The organism is Pseudomonas sp. W3I7 (genome assembly GCF_030816095.1).
In the GTDB taxonomy this organism is placed as follows: domain Bacteria; phylum Pseudomonadota; class Gammaproteobacteria; order Pseudomonadales; family Pseudomonadaceae; genus Aquipseudomonas; species Aquipseudomonas salomonii.
This window is the reverse complement of sequence record NZ_JAUSXP010000001.1, coordinates 1,495,362-1,514,745: the sequence shown is the minus strand read 5'-3', so window position 1 is coordinate 1,514,745 and position 19,384 is coordinate 1,495,362. Positions and strand designations below refer to the sequence as shown.

Below are 19,384 nucleotides of genomic sequence, written 5' to 3'. Positions count from 1 at the left end.
CTCCCGCTGGGGTGCGAAGCGCCCCCAATGCGGTTTATGCAATTAAGCAGGCGCAGCGAGGTGGATGGCTTTGGGGCTGCTATGCAGCCCAGCGGGAGCAAGCTCCCTCGCCACAACAAGCCCTTCTGCTTCAGGACTTTTCCAGGTTCGCCAGAATGTGCCCATGCACGCGCATGCACACACGCAAATCGTCTTCATCCACGCCCACAAACAGCTCATGGCGCAAGGCCGTGGCGATGGTTTCGATCTGATCGATCAACGGGCGGGCGGTGTCGCACAGCAGGATGCGTTTGGCGCGACGGTCTTCCAGCACCGCCTGGCGCTGCACCAGGCCTTGGCCTTCCAGGCTGTCGAGCAGGCGTGCCAGCGTCGGACCTTCTACGCCGACGCTTTGCGCCAGCTCACGCTGGGTGGGTGCATCGACAAAACGGGCCAGATGCAACAGCACCAGCCAACGCGCCTGGGACAAACCCAGCCCCGCCAAACGGCGGTCCAGTTCGGCGCGCCAGCCTCGGGACATTTGCGCCAACTGCATGCCAAAGCGGTGTTGTTCGGTTAACGGCATAAAAAACTCATGGTTTAGACTGAAAATAAAATGTGGCTAATTATTAGTCAGCTAAGCATGAGCCATGCCAGGAGGCAAGTGGCGCTATGGACTGATTCGTTACATTGTCGTAATTGGCACACTAAATTTCGAATTCAGACTGCAAAGCGGCACGTACGCAATACAAAACACCTTCAGGCACGCGCCCGGTAAACAGCGGCGCAATCTCCGTAACCGGTGGCAATTCGCCTTCTCCGTCGAGGAAGGCATCCTGGATTTCACCGAGCAGATCTTCCGGTAAATCAAGCGCCTGCTCCAACGACAACTGCTGCTTGCCGATGGATTCAGCCAGCAAGGTGTAGACGTTTTTTTCCGAGCATTGCAGCTGGCCGGCGATCTGGATCGGAGTCATGCCGGCACGTGCCAGGCTGATCAGCTCATGGCGGATATCGGCGACTTCCTTCGGCGCCTCGGCCTGGCCACCGAGCACTTCGAGGAAGGCCTGGCCGTAGCGTTCCAGCTTGCGCGCACCGACGCCGCTGACCTTGGCCATCTCGGCCATGCTGGTCGGCTGCTCGCGCAGCATCTCCAGCAAGGTGGAGTCGGGGAAGATGACGTAAGGCGGCACACTGTGTTCCTGCGCCAGTTTGCGCCGCAGGGTGCGCAAGGCTTCCCACTGTTCGCGCTCCTCAAAGCGCACCAACTGGCTGGCCGGGCTGGTGCTGCTGCTTTTGGCGGTGGTCTGCGGCTTAAGGTCGCGGCGCAGCTCCAGGCTCACCTCGCCCTTGAGCAAGGGCCGGCAACTGTCGTTCAGGCGCAGGCCGCCGTAACCTTCGATGTCGATGTCCACCAGATTGCGCGCGACCATCTGCCGGAACAACGAACGCCATTCGCCTTCGGCGCGCGCCTTGCCGACGCCGTACACCGAGAGTTTTTCGTGGCCGAAGCTGCGCACTTTCTCGTTGTCCTTGCCCAGCAATACGTCCACCAGATGCCCCACGCCGTAGCGCTGGCCGGTACGGTAGATGGTCGACAACGCCTGGCGCGCCGGCTCGGTAGCATCCCAGGTCTGTACGCCATCGGTGCAGTTATCGCAGTGCCCGCATGGCTCGGGCATGTCCTCGTCGAAATACGCCAGCAGCGTCTGACGGCGGCAGCGGGTCTCCTCGCACAGCGAAAGCATGGCATCGAGCTTGTGTTGTTCCAGGCGCTTGTGCCGCTCGTCGCCTTCGGAGTTCTGCAGCATCTGCTTGAGCATCACCACGTCTTGCAGGCCGTAGACCATCCAGGCATCCGCCGGCAGGCCATCACGGCCGGCGCGACCGGTTTCCTGGTAGTAGGCCTCAAGGGATTTTGGCAGGTCCATATGCGCAACAAAGCGCACGTTGGATTTGTCGATGCCCATGCCGAACGCGATGGTCGCCACCATGATCAGGCCTTCCTCGTTGAGGAAGCGCTTCTGGTGGGCAGAGCGTGTGTCATTGGGCAGGCCCGCGTGATACGGCAGCGCCGGGTAGCCTTGCTCGCAGAGAAACGCAGCCACTTCATCGACCTTCTTGCGCGACAGGCAATACACGATGCCTGCGTCGCTGCGTCGCTCGGACAGGAACGCCAGCAACTGTTTGCGCGGCTGTTCCTTGGGCACGATGCGGTAAAAAATATTCGGCCGGTCGAAGCTCGACAGAAAGCGTTCGGCGTTTTGCAGATGCAGGCGCTCGACGATTTCTTCGCGGGTGCGTTTATCGGCGGTGGCGGTCAGGGCGATGCGCGGCACGTCGGGGAACAGTTCCGCCAGTTGGCCCAGCTGCAGGTATTCGCGACGGAAATCGTGGCCCCATTGCGACACACAGTGGGCTTCGTCGATGGCGAACAGTGCAATTTCCAGGCTTTGCAGGAAGGCCAGCATGCGCGGCTGCACCAACCGTTCAGGCGCCAGGTAGAGCATTTTCACTTCACCGCGCTTGATGCGCGCAGCCAGCTCGCGCTGCTGCTCGGCACTCAAGGTGGAGTTCAAGGAAGCGGCGGCGACACCGAGTTCTTCCAGGGTGGCGACCTGATCGTCCATCAACGCGATCAGCGGCGACACCACCACGGCCAAGCCATTGCGCAACAACGCCGGTACCTGGAAGCACAGCGACTTGCCGCCACCGGTAGGCATCAGGACCAGGGCATCACCACCACTGGCCACGCGCTCAATGATCGCACCCTGGCGGCCACGAAAACTGTCGTAGCCGAAGATGTCCTTGAGGACGCGTTGAGCCTGCTCGAGCATGTAAAACTCCAAAATGGTGCCGAAATCCCTCTGTACAGGCTGGCCGAAAAAACACCGCTTCACGGGAAATAATCCGTAAGCGAAGTTTTCGCGGATTGGCGTTTGGCCTGCAGGGGCATCACAAAACGCGGCAGTATACCCGAGCGTTACCCGGCAGAGGGCGTCACTGACGAATAGTCATCCCGCTCCAGAACCCGGCAAATATGCCTTGCAGCTGGCCTGGAGGCTCAAGAAAGCCTAGAATTGCGCATCGTTTATTCCCAAGGTAGCCCTTCAATGTCCTTCGCTGAGCAACTAACCCGCCTGCAAGCCTTCCTCGACGCCGATGAGCTGCATGACGAGGCGCTGGACTACGTGGCCGCTCACGGCTACCTGACCGCCCTGTCGATTTGCGCCGACGTCGTGCCCGACCGTGAATGGATCGACGCGCTGTTCGCCGAAGAACCGCACTACGCCGACGCCGCCCAACGCGAGGAAATCGAATCGACCCTGCTGGCCCTCAAGGCCCACATTGGTCGCCAACTGGCTTCCGATGAGGAATTCGAGCTGCCATGCGAGCTGGACCTTGGCGAAGAGCCGGATGACTCCGACCTGCGCGGCTGGTGCATCGGCTTCATGGAAGGCGTGTTCCTGCGCGAAGCCGCCTGGTTCGAAACTGCCGAGGAAGAAGTCAGCGAAATGCTGCTGCCGATCATGGTCGGTTCGGGCTTGTTCGATGACCAGCCGGAATTCTCCGACATCGCCGCCGACGCCAACCTGATGGACGACATGATCGTACAGATTCCGGAAGCCCTCACCGCCTTGTACCTGCTGTGCAACGCGCCTGACGAAAAACCGGCGATCCTCAAGCCACGTCACCACTGAGTCGTTTGCCCATGACGCCCATGGGCAACCGCTCACTGCTCCTGCGCTACGTGCTGCTGGCCATCGGCTGGCTGAGCGTAGCGCTGGGCGTGATTGGTATTTTCCTGCCGGTATTGCCGACCACCCCCTTCCTCCTGCTCGCCGCTGCCTGCTTCGCTCGAAGCTCCCCGCGTTTCTACCAATGGTTGGTGGAACATCCGCGCCTGGGGCCGTGGATTCGTGACTATCTGGATGGCAATGGAATTCCGCTCAAGGGCAAGGTGTATGCCATTGGGTTAATGTGGCTGAGCATTGGGTTTTCCTGCTACCTGGTGCCGCTGCCTTGGGCACGTGGGTTTATGCTGACCAGTGCGGTGTTGGTAACCGTCTACATCTTGCGCCAGAAAACCCTGCCGCGGCGGTGAGCGTGTTTTTTCGTGGTGGCGGGTGGCGTGTATATCCATTGCCGCGGTAACGGCGGCCTATGGTTCCGCTTTTACAGCGGGTCACTTTTGGCAAACGCCCGGAATGCCGGCCCAGCCAAAAGTCCAAAGTGCAAGGCAAAAGCCTATTTACCTGATGCAACGCGGTCTAAATGTGTGGGCTTGCTCGCGAATGCGGTAGGTCAGTCAATTCATCTGTCACTGATACACCGCATTCGCGAGCAAGCCCGCTCCCACAGTTGACCGAGTATGGCTCTGCTGTTGCTGTTGCTGTTGCTCTGGCCCTTACATCCTTTTCGATGACGAAGTCAGCGGTCTTTTGATCTGCGCTTTTGATCTTGATCTTGATCTGAAATCGCCCCCCCAAATCACTGGCGGATTACGGGCATGCCGAGCCTAAGCGAGGCACCGAGTGTTGGGGCGAAGACTTTTTGGTTACTTTTGTCTGGGCCGGCATTCCGGTCTTTACAAAAGTGACCCGCCGTAAGGGCGGAACCCTAAGTGGCCGTTACCGCAGCAACGGATATGTACCCCCCCCCACCCCCTCACACGACCTTGGTCGACACTGACTAACCCCCGGCATCATGCGAGACTGTCCCACCGGGCTCGGAATGCCCGGGCGTTCTTATGCTCGGAGTTACCATGACGCTGTCCAGCGGGCTGATCGCCGCCGTTGCCCTGGCCTATATGGCCATTATGTTCGCCATCGCCTTTTACGGTGATCGCCGCCACGCGCCATTGCCGCCGCGAATGCGTGCCTGGGTATACAGCCTGTCGCTGGCCGTTTACTGCACCAGTTGGACCTTCTTTGGCGCCGTAGGCCAGGCCGCCGAGCAGCTGTGGGCGTTTTTACCGATCTACCTGGGACCTGTGCTGCTGCTGGTGCTGGCACCCTGGGTGCTGCAAAAGATGATCCTGATCAGCAAGCAGGAAAACATCACCTCCATTGCCGACTTTATCGCCGCACGCTACGGCAAATCCCAATCACTGGCCGTGGTGGTGGCGTTGATCTGCCTGGTCGGCGTGCTGCCCTATATCGCCCTGCAACTCAAAGGCATCGTGCTGGGCGTGAACCTGTTGATCGGCTCCGGCCCCGACACCACCGGCACCCGCGCCCAGGACACCGCGTTGATCGTGTCACTGGTGTTGGCGCTGTTCACCATTGTGTTCGGTACCCGCAACCTCGATGCTACCGAACACCACCGTGGCATGGTGCTGGCGATTGCGTTTGAATCCCTGGTCAAGCTGTTTGCCTTTCTGGCGGTCGGCGCATTCGTGACCTTCGGCCTGTACGACGGTTTTGGCGATCTGTTCAGCCAGGCCATGCTCGCCCCGCGCCTTGAAGAATACTGGACAGAAACCGTCAACTGGCCGTCAATGGTGGTGCAGACCGGCGTAGCGATGATGGCCATCATCTGCCTGCCCCGGCAGTTTCACGTCACGGTGGTAGAGAACATCGACCCGCAGGATTTGCGCCTGGCCAAGTGGGTGTTCCCGGCCTACCTGATCCTCGCCGCGCTGTTCGTCATCCCTATCGCCCTCGGCGGCAAAATGCTCTTGCCCGCCTCGGTATTGCCGGACTCCTACGTGATCAGCCTGCCCATGGCCGAAGCGCACCCGGCCCTCGCCGTGCTGGCGTTTATCGGCGGTGCCTCGGCGGCAACCGGCATGGTGATTGTGGCGAGTATTGCCTTGTCGACCATGGTCTCCAACGACATGTTGCTGCCGTGGCTGTTGCGCCGCTCCAGCGCCGAGCGGCCGTTTGAAGTATTCCGCCACTGGATGCTGTCGGTGCGCCGGGTCAGCATTGTGATCATCCTGTTGCTGGCCTACGTGAGTTACCGCCTGCTCGGCTCCAGCGCGAGCCTGGCGACCATCGGCCAGATCGCGTTCGCTGCCGTTACCCAACTGGCGCCCGCGATGCTCGGCGCGTTGTATTGGAAGCAGGCCAACCGACGCGGCGTGTTTGCCGGTTTGGCGGCAGGCACTTTCCTGTGGTTCTACACCTTGGTCCTACCGGTGACGGCGAAAAGCCTGGGCTGGTCGTTGAGCCTTTTCCCCGGCCTGACGTGGATGCATTCGCACCCCTTTGGTTTCACCGTCACCTCGCTGACCCTGGGCACTGTGTTTTCCCTGGCGGGCAACTTCACGCTGTTCGTGTGGGTGTCGATGCTGTCGCGCACACGGGTGTCCGAGCATTGGCAGGCCGGGCGCTTTATCGGCCAGGAAATCAGCCAGCGCGCCAATGCGCGTTCGATGCTGTCGGTGCAGATCAGCGACCTGCTCAGCCTCGCCGCACGTTTTGTCGGCGAGGAACGCGCCCAGCAGAGCTTTATCCGTTTCGCCTATCGTCAGGGCAAAGGCTTCAACCCGAACCAGAACGCTGATAACGACTGGATTGCCCACACTGAACGCTTGCTGGCCGGTGTGCTCGGCGCCTCGTCGACACGCGCAGTGGTAAAAGCCGCGATTGAAGGTCGGGAGATGCAGCTGGAGGACGTCGTACGCATCGCCGACGAAGCCTCCGAGGTGTTGCAGTTCAACCGCGCGTTGCTGCAAGGCGCGATCGAAAACATCACCCAGGGCATCAGTGTGGTCGACCAGTCCCTCAAGCTGGTGGCCTGGAACCGCCGCTATCTGGAACTGTTCAACTACCCTGAAGGCCTGATCAGCGTGGGTCGGCCGATTGCCGACATCATTCGCTACAACGCCGAGCGCGGCCTGTGCGGGCCGGGTGAAGCCCAAGTGCACGTAGCCCGCCGCCTGCACTGGATGCGCCAGGGCCGCGCGCACACTTCCGAGCGTTTATTCCCGAATGGCCGCGTGATCGAGCTGATCGGCAACCCGATGCCTGGCGGTGGGTTTGTCATGAGCTTTACCGACATCACAGCGTTCCGTGAAGCCGAGCAGGCGCTGACCGAAGCCAACGAAGGCCTTGAGCAACGGGTAACCGAGCGCACCCATGAACTGTCTCAGCTCAATGTTGCACTGACCGATGCCAAGGGCGTGGCCGAATCCGCCAGCCAGTCGAAGACCCGCTTCCTTGCGGCTGTCAGCCACGACCTGATGCAACCGTTGAACGCCGCACGCCTGTTCTCCGCCGCCCTCTCCCACCAGCACGACGGCTTGTCTGCCGAGGCCCGGCAATTGGTGCAGCACTTGGACAGTTCGCTGCGCTCGGCCGAAGACTTGATCAGCGACCTGCTGGATATTTCACGCCTGGAAAACGGCAAGATCAACCCGCAGCGCCAGCCCTTTGTGCTCAACGAGCTGTTCGACACCCTCGGCGCCGAATTCAAGGCACTGGCTCAGGAGCAGGGCCTGCGTTTCCGCCTGCGCGGCAGCCGGTTGCGGGTGGACAGCGACATCAAGTTGCTCAGGCGCATTCTGCAGAACTTTCTCACCAACGCGTTCCGCTATGCCGACGGCCCCGTGCTATTGGGCGTGCGCAGGCGCAAGGGCGAACTGTGCCTGGAAGTGTGGGACCGTGGCCCTGGCATTCCGCTGGATAAACAGAAGGTCATCTTCGAAGAGTTCAAGCGTCTGGACAGCCACCAGACCCGCGCCGAGAAAGGCCTGGGCCTGGGCCTGGCAATCGCCGACGGCCTGTGCCGCGTGCTCGGGCATACGTTGAGCGTGCGCTCGTGGCCGGGCCAAGGCAGCGTGTTCAGCGTGCGCGTGCCGCTGGCGCGCAACCAGGCCAGCCCCCAGGTCAAGATCGCACAAGACAATGGGCTGCCATTAAGCGGCGCGCAGGTGCTGTGCGTGGACAACGAAGAAAGCATCCTGATCGGCATGCGCAGCCTGCTGACACGCTGGGGCTGCGAAGTGTGGACCGCCACCGACCAGGCGCAATGTGCGGCACTGCTGGCCGAGGGAGTGCGCCCGCAACTGGCGTTGGTGGATTACCACCTGGACCACGGCGAGACGGGCACGGAGCTGATGGGCTGGCTGCGGGCGCAGTTGGCGGAGCCGATTCCCGGGGTGGTGATCAGTGCCGATGGGCGACCGGAGATGGTCGCCGAGGTACATGCCGCGGGGTTGGATTACTTGGCCAAGCCGGTAAAACCGGCGGCGTTGCGGGCGTTGTTGAGTCGGCATTTGCCGCTTTAAACAGTGTACTCGGTCAAAAATGTGGGAGCGGGCTTGCCCGCGAATGCGCAGTGTCAGTCACCGAATGTGCTGGCTGACACACTGCATTCGCGAGCAAGCCCCCACATTTCGGATTGCATTTACTCAGGCAGATGCGCCACACCGTCGGAATCGGTCATTGCGCGTTCGAGCAAATCCGCCGGCAGGCTTTTGCTCGCACGCGCGCCCAGCAACCGCAATTGCTCGGTACGGCTGACCAGATTCCCACGCCCATCTGTCAGCTTGTTACGCGCTGCGCTGTAAGCCTTATCCAACTGTTGCAGGCGGTTGCCCACTTCATCCAGGTCCTGGATAAACAGCACGAACTTGTCGTACAGCCAGCCGGCCCGTTCGGCGATTTCCCGCGCATTCTGGCTTTGGCGTTCCTGCTTCCACAGGCTGTCGATCACCCGCAAGGTGGCGAGCAAGGTAGTGGGGCTGACAATCACGATATGGCGGTCGAACGCTTCCTGGAACAGGTTAGGCTCGGCCTGCAGGGCAGCGGAAAATGCGGCCTCGATGGGCACGAACAGCAATACGAAATCCAGGCTGTGCAGCCCTTCCAGGCGCTTGTAATCCTTGCCGGCCAAGCCTTTGACGTGGTTACGCAGGGACAAGACATGCTGCTTGAGAGCCGCCTGGCCAATCACCTCATCCTCCGCCGCGACGTATTGCTGATAGGCCGTGAGGCTGACCTTGGAGTCGACCACCACCTGCTTGTCGCCCGGCAGCATGATCAGCACATCCGGCTGGAAGCGTTCGCCGTCCGGCCCTTTGAGGCTCACCTGGGTCTGGTACTCGCGGCCCTTCTCCAGCCCGGCATGCTCCAGCACCCGCTCAAGAATCAGTTCGCCCCAGTTACCCTGGGTTTTCTGGCCCTTGAGGGCGCGGGTCAGGTTGGTGGCTTCATCCGACAGGCGCAGGTTCAATTGCTGCAGACGCTCAAGCTCTTTGGCCAGGGAAAAACGCTCGCGGGCTTCGTTCTGATAGCTTTCTTCCACCCGCTTTTCGAAGGACTGGATACGTTCCTTCAACGGGTCAAGCAATTGGCCCAGGCGTTCCTGACTGGTTTCGGCGAAACGCTGCTCGCGCTCATCGAAGATCTTCCCGGCCAGCTCGGCAAACTGCGCGCGCAGCTCATCGCGCGAACCTTGCAGGTCGGCAAGACGGTGTTGATGGCTGTCCTGTTGTTCACGCAATTCGGCGCGCAAGGCGGCTGACAGCGCATCGAGGCGGCGCAGCTCGGTTTCCTTGGCGCTGCGGTCGAGGTTCCAGGCGTGGGCGGCGTCGCGGGCGTTATCGCGGTCGATCTGCAGCAGTTCGACTTCGCGGCGCATGGCGGCCAGGTCGGCCTGTTTCGCGGCATTGGCCTGGCTGAGGTCGCTGATTTCATCGCGGCTGGCGTCCAGTTGCGCGGCCAGCCCTTCCTGGGCCAGTTGCGCGGTCGCCAGGCGCTCTTCGAGCAGCTCCCAGCCGGTCATGCGTGCGGTCAGTCGTCGTTGAATCTGCCAGCACAGGGCCAATAAAGGCACTGCTGCACCCGCCAGACCCAAGGCAATACTGGTCCAGTCAAAAACCATAGCCATTTCTGCCATTACCGAAAAGGAGCAAGGTTAACCAAGCACGGGGCTTGAGGACAGCTCAGTCTTCGACCTGCCCCAGCTCGCGCAGGGCGCGGCGGTCACCGGCACGGGCGGCCAGGCGCAGCAGGTCGTGGCCAATGCGGCGGTCACGGGCGTTGCCGCACTCGCGGCACATCAACTGGCCCAGGCGGCTTTGGGCGGCGACGACGCCATCGCGGGCCGGCTGCTTGAGCAGGCGCCCGGCGAAGTGCTTGATGTTGGCGTTGTGCCCCAACCGCGGGCTGTCGAGCAGCCACAAGGCAACCTTCAGCGAAAAGCGCTTGGGTGCGGTAACAGTTTGAGGGGTGTCGGTAACAGAAGATGATACTGAGCGAAACTTCATAAAGCACTGTGGGACAGATTGGAAGGCGCGCCACTCTACTCTTTTTTTCGCGCAGGTAAAGCTGGAAAAATCCTACACGCCCGTTCTAGAGCAAGCGCTCGGGACAATCCACAGAAGCTGTGGATAACTCAGTGGACAACCCACCTTGAACCCGCGCAAAGCCCCATGAAACGGGGGCCGCAGTCAAACTGACGATTTTTTCACCAATAAAAAAAAGTGATGTTTTTCATTGACTTAAATTTTCGATACAGGCAAACAACGGCGCTTTCGGGCAATTGACAGAGTGGTTACACACCGCGCAACTAATGTGCACAAGTACCCATCCACTGGTTATATCACCGACGTTTTTTGCTTCAACCCGCTTGGGAATGTTACCGGCCCGCAGGAACAGAGGACTTTTCAAATCCACCTCGGCTCGCCACACTCATGCCCCCATCGACGTAACTCTCCTGCAGGCGCTGATGAAAGGAATCCTGTTGTTTGCCGTGTTGCTGCTCGCCATCTGCGCGACCTCACTGGGCATCAATGCAGCGCTGCCCTCGCCTGACGGCGCGTTGTTCGCCATCGCCATCCTGTTATCAGCGGCCTTTACTGCCGTCAGCTTGTGCATTGAGCTGGGAGACGGCCGGATCAATGACATGCGCGACGTGATGAAGGTGATCGAGACCGGCCGCTCCTGGCGCCTGACCCTCGCGGCCTACGGCCTGGGTTGCTCGCTGGCCGCCGCCGTGACGGTGCTGGTCTATCGTGGCTTGCTCGGCGGCTGATAAAAGTTTTTTTGCTCAGCCGCTTCCCTTCCCGGATTCGATCCGTTACTATCCGCGGCGTTAGTACCAAGCTGAAAGTCAATTCTGGTCGAACCAATCCCCTGAACAACACGGGACCGACCACCTCGATGGTTTCCAGGTATCACTTGCGACGACACTGCCTTTGAACATGCAAAGGGTGTCGCGAAGTCTCAATACTCTGACCGAACCAACCTGCAAATTGATCAGGATCTTCACCCTGGGCCCAGAACCTTTGCCCCTGTTGTGTTGCCTGCCCTCCTAAGTACCTACCTGCCAGCCCAAGCGCGCCAACTTAATAGCGCTTCAAACTGGCTGCTTTGTTCCAGTCGGGTTCTTCGTTTGATCAATGGTGATCAACGTTACTGGAACGTTTTAACGCTGCACGGTTCTTATCCGTGTCATTTGTAGGAACACCAATAATATGAACGCTCAAATCCATACTCAGGATGCCATTCGCACCCTCACCAACGCTTTTGCACCAATGAACTGCCTGATCATGGCCGCTCGCAAAGGCTGCTTCAGCTTCACCCTGGTCAACGAACACGGCATCGCTCGTCACAGCGAACGCCTGTACCCCGATCAATACTCCAGCGCAGAGCCGCTGCAGGCCGTGATCGAGCGTACCCGTCAGGCACTGACTGCCTGATCGACCCGAGTCGCTGAAACACAAAAACCCTGTTTAAAAAGCAGGGTTTTTTATTGCCTGAAATTTGGCATCGAAACATTTTGACTAAGTTCAAATAGATATAAACGTTATAACTAAATGAAGAAGATGTTTTAAAAACAGTCCTTTACATCGTGAATATGACACTACACTTCAACTCAAGCGGCATGATCCGCTTGCGACGGGCCTGAGATCCGATTCACAGCTGCCAAGCCCCCCCCCCTCTCAGGCACCGTCGACCACTTTCATGGACCGAGGCTTGTATGGGTATCGCCGCCAGCGAATTGTGTCGTTATGTGATCCGACCGACGTTGATTTACCTCGGCCGCCATGACGCGACCGCCGAAGCCCTGCTGCTGGGCATTGCCGCCAGCCAGTCGGAACTCGGCTCCGCCCTGCACGACCGCCGTGGCCACGGCCTGTACAGCATCACCGAACCGCGCCACCGCGCACTTTGGGACCACTACCTGGCGCGCGATCCCGAGCGCGCCAGCCTGGTACGCGGCCTGGCCAGCCAGCACGCATTCCTCAGTGCGCCCCAGCTTGAGCTGACCGTCAACCTGCGCTATGCAACCGCAATTGCCTGGCTGCTGGTTGAGCAACACAGCCCTGCCCTGCCGGCGCCGGGCGATGTACTGGCCATGGCGCGTATCTGGAAAGAAATATTTCACCCTCAAGGGCGGCTGCGGGATTTCACCCAAGCCTGGCAAACCTGTGTTTCACCCATGAATCAGGTCACTTGTTGATCAGGCGTTTTGCAAGGTTCGGCTAAAAACGTTGATTTTGGTCGGATTGTCCTACAAAACCGCTCTATCTCCTGCATTACAGCCTATAGCGCTAACTTAAATTTATTGTTACTTTCCGCAGCGGTGATCACCACGGAGTTCTAATAATGAAAAAAGTAATGCTCAAGACCACACTTAGCCTCGCCGTTGCAATGGCCTCCACCCAACTGTTCGCGAGCGGCTTTGCCCTCAACGAGCAAGACGTCGCGGGTATGGGCACGGGTTTCGCAGGCCGTTCTTCTTCTGCCGATAACGCCAGCACTGTCTATGGTAACCCTGCCGGTATGGCTCGCCTTGAAGGCCAGCAAATCACCGGTGGTGTAGCAGCCATTGACGCTTCTACCGACATCAAGGACGCCAGCGGTCGCTCACGCGGCAGCAACAAAGGCGACATGGTGCCGTTTACCGCCGTCCCTTTTGGTTTCTACACCAACAAACTAAACGACCAGTGGGCAATCGGCTTTGGCGTTTATGCGCCGTTCGGCTTGAAGACTGACTATGAACGCGGCTTCCAAGGCCGACCATTCGGCAACAAAAGTGAAGTGGCGGTCATCACCTTCCAGCCGACTGTGAGCTACGCCTTCAACGACAAAGTGTCGATCGGTTTTGGCCCGACCATCAACCGCATCTCCGGCACGCTTGAGTCGCAGCCAAATCTGGGTTTGCTGCCATTGCCTGGCCTCGCAGGCACGGGTGACAACAAAGTCAAAGTCAAAGGCGACGACACTGCCCTGGGCTTCAACGCCGGTATCCTGGTGCAAGCCACCGACACCACCCGCGTGGGCCTGACGTATCACTCGAAAGTGAAATACAAGCTTGAAGGCCATACAGAGGTTACTCCAGGCACCGGCGTTCCAGCTGCCTACCTGGGTGCCGGTCGTTACGACGCGTCGCTGAAAGTTGACACCCCTGAATCCTGGGACGCCTCGGTCACTCAAGACCTGAGCAGCGACTGGAAATTATACGGCGGTGCAACCTGGACACGCTGGAGCCGCCTGAAAGACATTACCGTCAACAACGAAGGCGTGACCCGTGCAGGCGGTGCGCTCGCACCTCAGATCGTCGGCCAGATCAAAGAGCCGCAAAACTGGCACGACACCTGGGCCTATGCTATCGGTACTTCGTACCAGGTCACCAAACAAGTGGTACTGCGTACCGGTCTGACCTTCGACCAGTCGCCTACCAACAACACTGACCGTTCGCCGCGTATTCCTACCGGTGACCGGACCATCTTCAGCGTTGGCCTGGGCTACGCAGTGATGGATAACATGACCATCGACCTGGCGTACTCCTACCTCAAGGAAGAGCCGGTCAAGGTCAACAAGCAGAACGCGCTGGGCCAGACCTATGCGTCCAAGTACGAAAACAGCGCCAACGGCTTCGGCCTGGGCATGACGTACAAGTTCTGATTCAAGCTGTATAAAAAGCCCCGCCCTCCTGCACAGGAGGCGGGGCTTTTTAATGGCCGACGATCAGGGTTTGGACGCCAATGCTTCTTCCACTGCCTTGATCAAGTCCGGGCTGTCCGGCTTGGTCAAACTGGAGAAATTGGCAATCACCTTGCCCTGGCGATCGACCACGTACTTGTAGAAATTCCACTTTGGCGCGCTGGTCTGTTGTGCCAGTACCTTGAACAGGTGCACCGCGTCCGGTCCTTTGACTTTTTGCGGCTCGGTCATGGTGAAGGTCACGCCGTAATTCACGTAACAGACTTTGGCAGTCTCTTCACCGGTCTTGGCTTCCTGTTTGAAGTCATCGGACGGCACGCCAATCACTTCCAGCCCCTGGCCCTTGTAGCGCTGGTACAAGGCTTCGAGGCCTTTGAACTGCGGCGCGAAGCCGCAGAAGCTGGCGGTGTTGACGATCACCAGGGGTTTGCCGGCAAAGCGCTGGCACAGATCGATGGATTCCTTGGCGCGCAGCTTGGGCAATTGGCCCTCAAGCAACGGCGGGCAATTGGCGGCCATGGCTACACTGCCAATGGCCATCAGGACGGGTACTGCAAGCCAGCGCATCTGCATGTCGTGAGTCCTTAACATTTCCAGACCACGAACTTAACAGATCGACATACCCAGTTGCATCAACGCCAGCCCACCACGCTGCCAGCCCCACCAGGCCAGCAGCATCAGCACGACCAGCGCCGCTACCGTCAAACACCGTGCCGTCACACTCATGCCGCCTCCATCTGCGCCTGCAAGCGCGCCACCGGCCGCTCGCGCACCGGCCAGTTCAGCGCGGCGGCGAGCAGGCTGAGCAGAATCGCCACCTGCCAGATCAAATCGTAGTTGCCGGTTCGATCATAGACCACCCCGCCCAACCAGCCGCCAAGGAACGACCCGAGTTGGTGGAACAGGAACACGATCCCACCGAGCATCGAGAGGTTTCGCACACCAAACAAGGTTGCGACGGTGCCGTTGGTCAGCGGCACCGTGGACAGCCACAAAAAGCCCATGGCCATGCCAAACAGGTAGGCCGTGACTTCCGTCACCGGCGCCCACAGGAACAACACGATGACCACCGCACGCAGCAGGTACAGGCCGGTGAGCAAGCGCGGCTTGGACATGCGCCCGCCAAGCCAGCCGGCAGTGTAGGTGCCGAACACATTAAACAGACCGATCAAAGCCAGCACCGTGGTGCCCACCGTGGCGGGCAAGTGCTGGTCGACCAGATACGCCGGCAGGTGCACACCGATAAACACCACTTGGAAACCGCAAACAAAGAAACCGAATGCCAGCAACCAGAAACCGGAATGGGAACAGGCTTCCTGCAAGGCTTCGCGCAAGGTTTGCTGGCCAGTCACCACCGGCAGCGGCTTGTCTTTGAGCATCGCCACCAGCGGCAGAATCAGCGCCACCATCAAGCCCAGTGCCAACAGGGCGGCCGACCAGCCCAGCCAGCCGATCAAACCCAAGGTGCCGGGCACCATGGCGAACTGGCCGAACGAGCCTGCGGCGCTGGCGATACCCATGGCCATGCTGCGTTTTTCCGGCGGTACCGCGCGGCCCACCACGCCGAGGATCACCGAAAACGAGGTGCCCGACAGGCCGATACCAATCAGCAAGCCGGCACTCAACGACAATGACCACGCCGAATCGGACATACCCATCAACACCAGGCCCACGGCGTACAGCACGCCGCCGACAAACACCGCTTTGGTCGCGCCAAAACGATCGGCCAGGGCGCCGGTAAACGGCTGCGCCAAGCCCCAGATCAAGTTCTGCAAGGCGATGGCGAAGGCAAACGTCTCACGCCCCCAGCCAAATTCGTTGCTCATCGGCGCCAGGAACAGGCCAAAGCCATGCCGCACGCCCAAGGACAACGCCAGGATCAGCGCACTCCCCACAAGGATCCAACCACTGGTGCGCCACATCGAGGTCATGTTCTTATTCTCCGCTCGCGGGTATATACCCGCTTGTAGTCGAACAAACCCGCGCTCAGGCGAGTTCATCCAGCAAGGCCAACAAGGTTTCGCGCTTTTCGGCGCCTAACTGATCAATCAATTTTTGTTGCGCCGCTTCCCACGCCGGTAACGCCGCCGCCAGCCGCTCTTCGCCGGCTTGCGTCAACAGCACCAGGCGGTTGCGCAGGTCATCACCCTCGACCAACTGCACCAGGCCTTCACCTTCCAGCACCCGCAAGTTGCGCCCCAGGGTGCTGCGATCCAGGCCCATGGCGTCGGCCAGGCTGGAGATGCTCGGTTGGTCGAGACGCTGCAAGTTGCACAGCAAAGAATACTGGGCGACGTTGATCCCGAAGCCGTCGAGAGCGCCGTCGTAATGCCTGCTGACGCCACGGGCGGCACGTCGCAGGTTGGTGCATAAACATTGGGAGGCAAGCATGGAACGTGTATATACCCGCGATTAAGGAAATGCAAGAAGGTGTTACAGAGCCAAACCGATCAATACCGCGACTTCCAGCAGCTCCAGCAACGCACCGGCTGTGTCGCCGGTGGTGCCGCCCAACCGGTTGACCATCAAGTGGCGCAGACCGATAAAACACAGCGCCGCCAGCAAAACAGCCAGGCCACCGCTGAAACCGCCGATCAGGATGCAGGCCAGGCCACTGAGGATCAGTACCTGTTGGCCGACAACCCGCGGTAAATGGTCCGACAGCGCCTGACCCAAACCGCCTGCACGCACGTAGCGTGTCGTTAGGAACAGCGCCAACATCGAAGCGCGCCCGATCAACGGCGCCAGGATCAATGCAGCGCCATTTTGTTGCTCGATCAGCGCCACCAGCGCGGTGAACTTGAGCAACAGCACCAAACCCAGGGTGACCACGGCAATCGGCCCGCTGCGGGGGTCTTTCATGATGGTCAGGGTGCGCTCGCGGTCGCCGAAACCACCGAGCCAGGCATCGGCGCTGTCCGCCAGGCCGTCCAAGTGCAGGCCACCGCTAAGCAACACCCACGCCGTCAGCAATAAGGCGGCATGCAGCAACAACGGCGCGCCCATCAATACGCTGTTGAGCGCCCATAACAGCACGCCGAACAACAGCCCGACCACGGGATAAAACAGCAGCGAACGCCCCAATTCCTGTGGCTGCGGCATGCCCGGCAAACGAATCGGCAGGCTGCTGAGAAATTGCAGGGCGATCCAGAATGGCAGCATCGTCAGGTTCCTTCCTTTAACACGCCATCGGCGAAGACTTGCAGGCTGAACAGCCCACCGTGGCCGACCTCGACATTCAATAACTGCTCACGCGGCAAACCTCGCGCCTGCGCCAAAAGCAGACGCATCACGCCACCGTGGCTGATCAGCAACACGCGCTCACCGGCATAGGCTTGATGCAAACGTGAGACGGCGCCCAGGACACGGCGGGAAAAATCACTGACCGGCTCGCCCTCACGCGGCGTGAAGCTGTAGGGGTCGGCCCAGAACAGGCCCAGGCCTTCGGCGTCAGTTTCCATCAGCGCCGCTGCGCTGTGCCCTTCCCAAGCGCCGAAGTGCAATTCCTGCAGGTCTTTTTCCAGGCTCACCGGCAAACCCAGGCGTGCGCCCAACTCTTGGGCGAACAGCGCGCAACGTTGCAACGGCGAACTGATCACGCGGTCCCAAGGCCCCCGCTCTGCCACGGCGGCACGCATCTGTGCCCAACCCTTGTCGGTCAAGGCGTCGTCGAGGCTGCCGCGCAGACCGCCACCCAGCTCGGTTTCGCCGTGGCGCAACAGGTCCAGGTGCAAGGTCATGCCGGGCGGTCTGCCACGGCCGCTTCGGCGAAAGTCGCCATCTGCCCGTGCAGCGCGCACGCCAGGCGCAGCAACGGCACCGCCAGCGCCGCACCACTGCCCTCGCCCAGGCGCAGGCCGAGTTGCAGCAAGGGTTCGGCGTTAAGGTGTTGCAGCACGTGACGATGGCCCGGCTCGGCGCCACCGTGGCCGAACACCAGCCATTCGCGACACGCCGGGTTCAGGCGCGTGGCAACCAGTGCGGCGACGGTGCAGATAAACCCGTCCACCAGCACGACGATGCCTGCTTGTGCGCAGGCCAGGTAAGCACCGACCAACGCGGCAATTTCAAACCCACCGAGGTTGAACAGCGTGTGCAATGCGTCATCGCGCTGTCCGGCATGCAGCGCCAGTGCGCGCTCGATGACCGCTACCTTGTGGCTGACGCCCTGGGCGTTCAAACCGGTGCCCGGGCCGGTGAGGTCGCTGACCTTGCAATCGAGCAGCGCGCACGCCAAGGCACTGGCGGCGGTGGTATTACCGATGCCCATTTCGCCGCCGATAAACAGCTGGGCGCCGCTTTCCAATGCGCGACGCGCGCTGTCACGACCGGCTTGCAGTGCCAGGCGGCCCTGAGCTTCGGTCATGGCCGGGCCGTTGACGAAATTGGCGGTGCCCGCGCCGATGTTCAGGTGACGCACGCCGGGCAGGTTCAGCGAGGGTATCACCGTGCCGAGGTCGACCACTTCCAGCTGCGCATCCAGTTGGCGAGCCAACACACTGATGGCCGCGCCGCCGGTAACGAAGTTGTGCAGCATTTGCCCGGTCACTTCCTGGGGAAACGCCGACACGCCCTCGGCGACCACGCCATGGTCACCGGCAAAAATGGCGATCCACACTGGGTCCACCAACGGTTTGACCTGACCTTGCAGGCCGGCCAGTTGCACCGCTACAGCCTCGAGCTGGCCGAGCGAACCGGCCGGTTTGGTCAGCTGCTGCTGGCGCGCCAGCGCGTGTTCGTGTGCCGCCGTGTCGACGGCCTTGCAGGGGTTAAGCCACCAGGTGTCAGTCATAACGCAGTACCTTTCAACGTCAGGGGCAGGCCGGCGACCGTCAGGACAACACGCTGACACCGCTCGGCCAAGGCTTGATGCAGCCAACCGGCTTCATCCACATAGCGGCGAGTCAATTCGCCCAGCGGCACGACACCCATTCCGGTCTCGTTGCTGACAAAAATGATTTCTCCCGGCAGTGCTGCCAGGGTGTGCAGCAATTGATCGCGCTCCAGCGCGAGGCGCGCCGGGTCTTCGAGCATCAGCAGATTGGTAAGCCACAGGGTCAGGCAATCCACCAGCAGGCAGCGACCGGCAGCGGCGTTTTCGCGCAGTACGCGGGCCAGTTCGACGGGTTCTTCAATCAGGCCCCAATGATCGGGACGCCGCTCACGGTGATGCGCGACACGCGCGCTCATCTCGCCGTCCAGCGGCTGGCTGGTGGCGATGTAGATGACGGGCAAGCTGCTGTCACTGGCAAGTTTTTCGGCCAGGCGGCTTTTGCCGGAGCGGGCACCGCCGAGGATTAATTGATGCATGGGGTAGCGCCTTGTTCGGCGGGTGGAGAGGTTGGGGTGTGCCGCGGCGAGTGGGGTGAGTCAGACAGGTATGCAGTGTCTGAACCATCGCCTTCGCAGGCAAGCCAGCTCCCACAGAAAGGCAGATCTGCTTTTGATCTGGCGGTTGATTTTGATCTCAGTCGCCCCGTTAAACCTGCGTTCGGGCACAC

At 60.5% G+C, this 19,384-nt stretch carries 18 protein-coding genes; 7 read left to right on the top strand and 11 right to left on the bottom strand.

The window, feature by feature from the left end:
- Positions 1 to 130: 130 nt before the first annotated feature.
- Both QF043_RS07145 and recQ read right to left on the bottom strand, forming a co-directional pair.
- The gene (locus tag QF043_RS07145) at positions 131 to 565 is read right to left on the bottom strand and encodes a MarR family transcriptional regulator (RefSeq protein ID WP_056861440.1); all 435 of its coding nucleotides are present in this window, start codon (positions 563 to 565) and stop codon (positions 131 to 133) included.
- 121 nt (positions 566 to 686) lie between these two features.
- Positions 687 to 2,816, bottom strand: coding sequence for a DNA helicase RecQ (recQ, locus tag QF043_RS07140; RefSeq protein WP_307417974.1), 2,130 nt, complete (start codon positions 2,814 to 2,816; stop codon positions 687 to 689).
- Positions 2,817 to 3,092: 276 nt separating this feature from the next.
- On the opposite strand from recQ, the gene QF043_RS07135 reads away from it, so the two are divergent.
- The 3 genes from QF043_RS07135 to QF043_RS07125 all read left to right on the top strand — a co-directional run bounded on the left by QF043_RS07135 (position 3,093) and on the right by QF043_RS07125 (position 8,215).
- Positions 3,093 to 3,680, top strand: coding sequence for a YecA family protein (locus QF043_RS07135; protein ID WP_017134909.1), 588 nt, complete (start codon positions 3,093 to 3,095; stop codon positions 3,678 to 3,680).
- Positions 3,681 to 3,691: 11 nt separating this feature from the next.
- A complete protein-coding gene (locus tag QF043_RS07130; RefSeq protein ID WP_307417973.1) occupies positions 3,692 to 4,084 on the top strand; it encodes a YbaN family protein in 393 nt (130 codons plus the stop codon).
- 660 nt (positions 4,085 to 4,744) lie between these two features.
- Positions 4,745 to 8,215: a PAS domain-containing hybrid sensor histidine kinase/response regulator gene (locus QF043_RS07125; RefSeq protein WP_307417972.1), complete on the top strand. Its 3,471-nt coding sequence runs from the start codon at positions 4,745 to 4,747 to the stop codon at positions 8,213 to 8,215.
- A gap of 119 nt (positions 8,216 to 8,334) precedes the next feature.
- On the opposite strand, the gene rmuC is transcribed toward QF043_RS07125, so the two are convergent.
- Complete coding sequence (gene rmuC, locus QF043_RS07120; protein WP_307421324.1) at positions 8,335 to 9,699, bottom strand: DNA recombination protein RmuC; 1,365 nt, start codon at positions 9,697 to 9,699, stop codon at positions 8,335 to 8,337.
- A 175-nt stretch (positions 9,700 to 9,874) separates the two neighbouring features.
- Positions 9,875 to 10,198, bottom strand: coding sequence for a sel1 repeat family protein (locus QF043_RS07115; protein WP_307417971.1), 324 nt, complete (start codon positions 10,196 to 10,198; stop codon positions 9,875 to 9,877).
- A gap of 461 nt (positions 10,199 to 10,659) precedes the next feature.
- On the opposite strand from QF043_RS07115, the gene QF043_RS07110 reads away from it, so the two are divergent.
- The 4 genes from QF043_RS07110 to QF043_RS07095 all read left to right on the top strand — a co-directional run bounded on the left by QF043_RS07110 (position 10,660) and on the right by QF043_RS07095 (position 13,844).
- A complete protein-coding gene (locus QF043_RS07110) occupies positions 10,660 to 10,965 on the top strand; it encodes a hypothetical protein (RefSeq protein WP_138814463.1) in 306 nt (101 codons plus the stop codon).
- A 442-nt stretch (positions 10,966 to 11,407) separates the two neighbouring features.
- On the top strand, positions 11,408 to 11,632 hold the full coding sequence (locus tag QF043_RS07105; RefSeq protein WP_005790139.1) for a hypothetical protein: 225 nt from the start codon (positions 11,408 to 11,410) through the stop codon (positions 11,630 to 11,632).
- A gap of 281 nt (positions 11,633 to 11,913) precedes the next feature.
- Positions 11,914 to 12,396: a hypothetical protein gene (locus QF043_RS07100; protein WP_056861447.1), complete on the top strand. Its 483-nt coding sequence runs from the start codon at positions 11,914 to 11,916 to the stop codon at positions 12,394 to 12,396.
- Between the two features lie 146 nt (positions 12,397 to 12,542).
- Entirely contained in the window at positions 12,543 to 13,844 is a 1,302-nt protein-coding gene (locus tag QF043_RS07095; protein WP_307417970.1) for an OmpP1/FadL family transporter, read from the top strand.
- 63 nt (positions 13,845 to 13,907) lie between these two features.
- Here the strand turns inward: QF043_RS07095 and QF043_RS07090 are convergent, their stop codons facing one another.
- From QF043_RS07090 to cobU, 7 genes are all read right to left on the bottom strand, one after another.
- Entirely contained in the window at positions 13,908 to 14,456 is a 549-nt protein-coding gene (locus tag QF043_RS07090) for a glutathione peroxidase (protein ID WP_236370772.1), read from the bottom strand.
- A gap of 149 nt (positions 14,457 to 14,605) precedes the next feature.
- Positions 14,606 to 15,805: an MFS transporter gene (locus QF043_RS07085; RefSeq protein ID WP_307421322.1), complete on the bottom strand. Its 1,200-nt coding sequence runs from the start codon at positions 15,803 to 15,805 to the stop codon at positions 14,606 to 14,608.
- Positions 15,806 to 15,869: 64 nt separating this feature from the next.
- Positions 15,870 to 16,274, bottom strand: a complete 405-nt coding sequence (locus QF043_RS07080; RefSeq protein ID WP_017134898.1) for a MarR family winged helix-turn-helix transcriptional regulator — start codon at positions 16,272 to 16,274, stop codon at positions 15,870 to 15,872.
- 42 nt (positions 16,275 to 16,316) lie between these two features.
- A complete protein-coding gene (locus QF043_RS07075) occupies positions 16,317 to 17,045 on the bottom strand; it encodes an adenosylcobinamide-GDP ribazoletransferase (RefSeq protein WP_307417969.1) in 729 nt (242 codons plus the stop codon).
- Positions 17,046 to 17,047: 2 nt separating this feature from the next.
- Complete coding sequence (gene cobC / locus QF043_RS07070; RefSeq protein WP_307417968.1) at positions 17,048 to 17,623, bottom strand: alpha-ribazole phosphatase family protein; 576 nt, start codon at positions 17,621 to 17,623, stop codon at positions 17,048 to 17,050.
- Complete coding sequence (cobT, locus tag QF043_RS07065) at positions 17,620 to 18,675, bottom strand: nicotinate-nucleotide--dimethylbenzimidazole phosphoribosyltransferase (RefSeq protein WP_307417967.1); 1,056 nt, start codon at positions 18,673 to 18,675, stop codon at positions 17,620 to 17,622. The genes cobC and cobT overlap by 4 nt, the downstream gene beginning before the upstream one ends.
- On the bottom strand, positions 18,672 to 19,193 hold the full coding sequence (cobU, locus tag QF043_RS07060; protein ID WP_307417966.1) for a bifunctional adenosylcobinamide kinase/adenosylcobinamide-phosphate guanylyltransferase: 522 nt from the start codon (positions 19,191 to 19,193) through the stop codon (positions 18,672 to 18,674). Before cobU ends, cobT begins: the two co-directional genes overlap by 4 nt.
- Positions 19,194 to 19,384 lie beyond the last annotated feature (191 nt).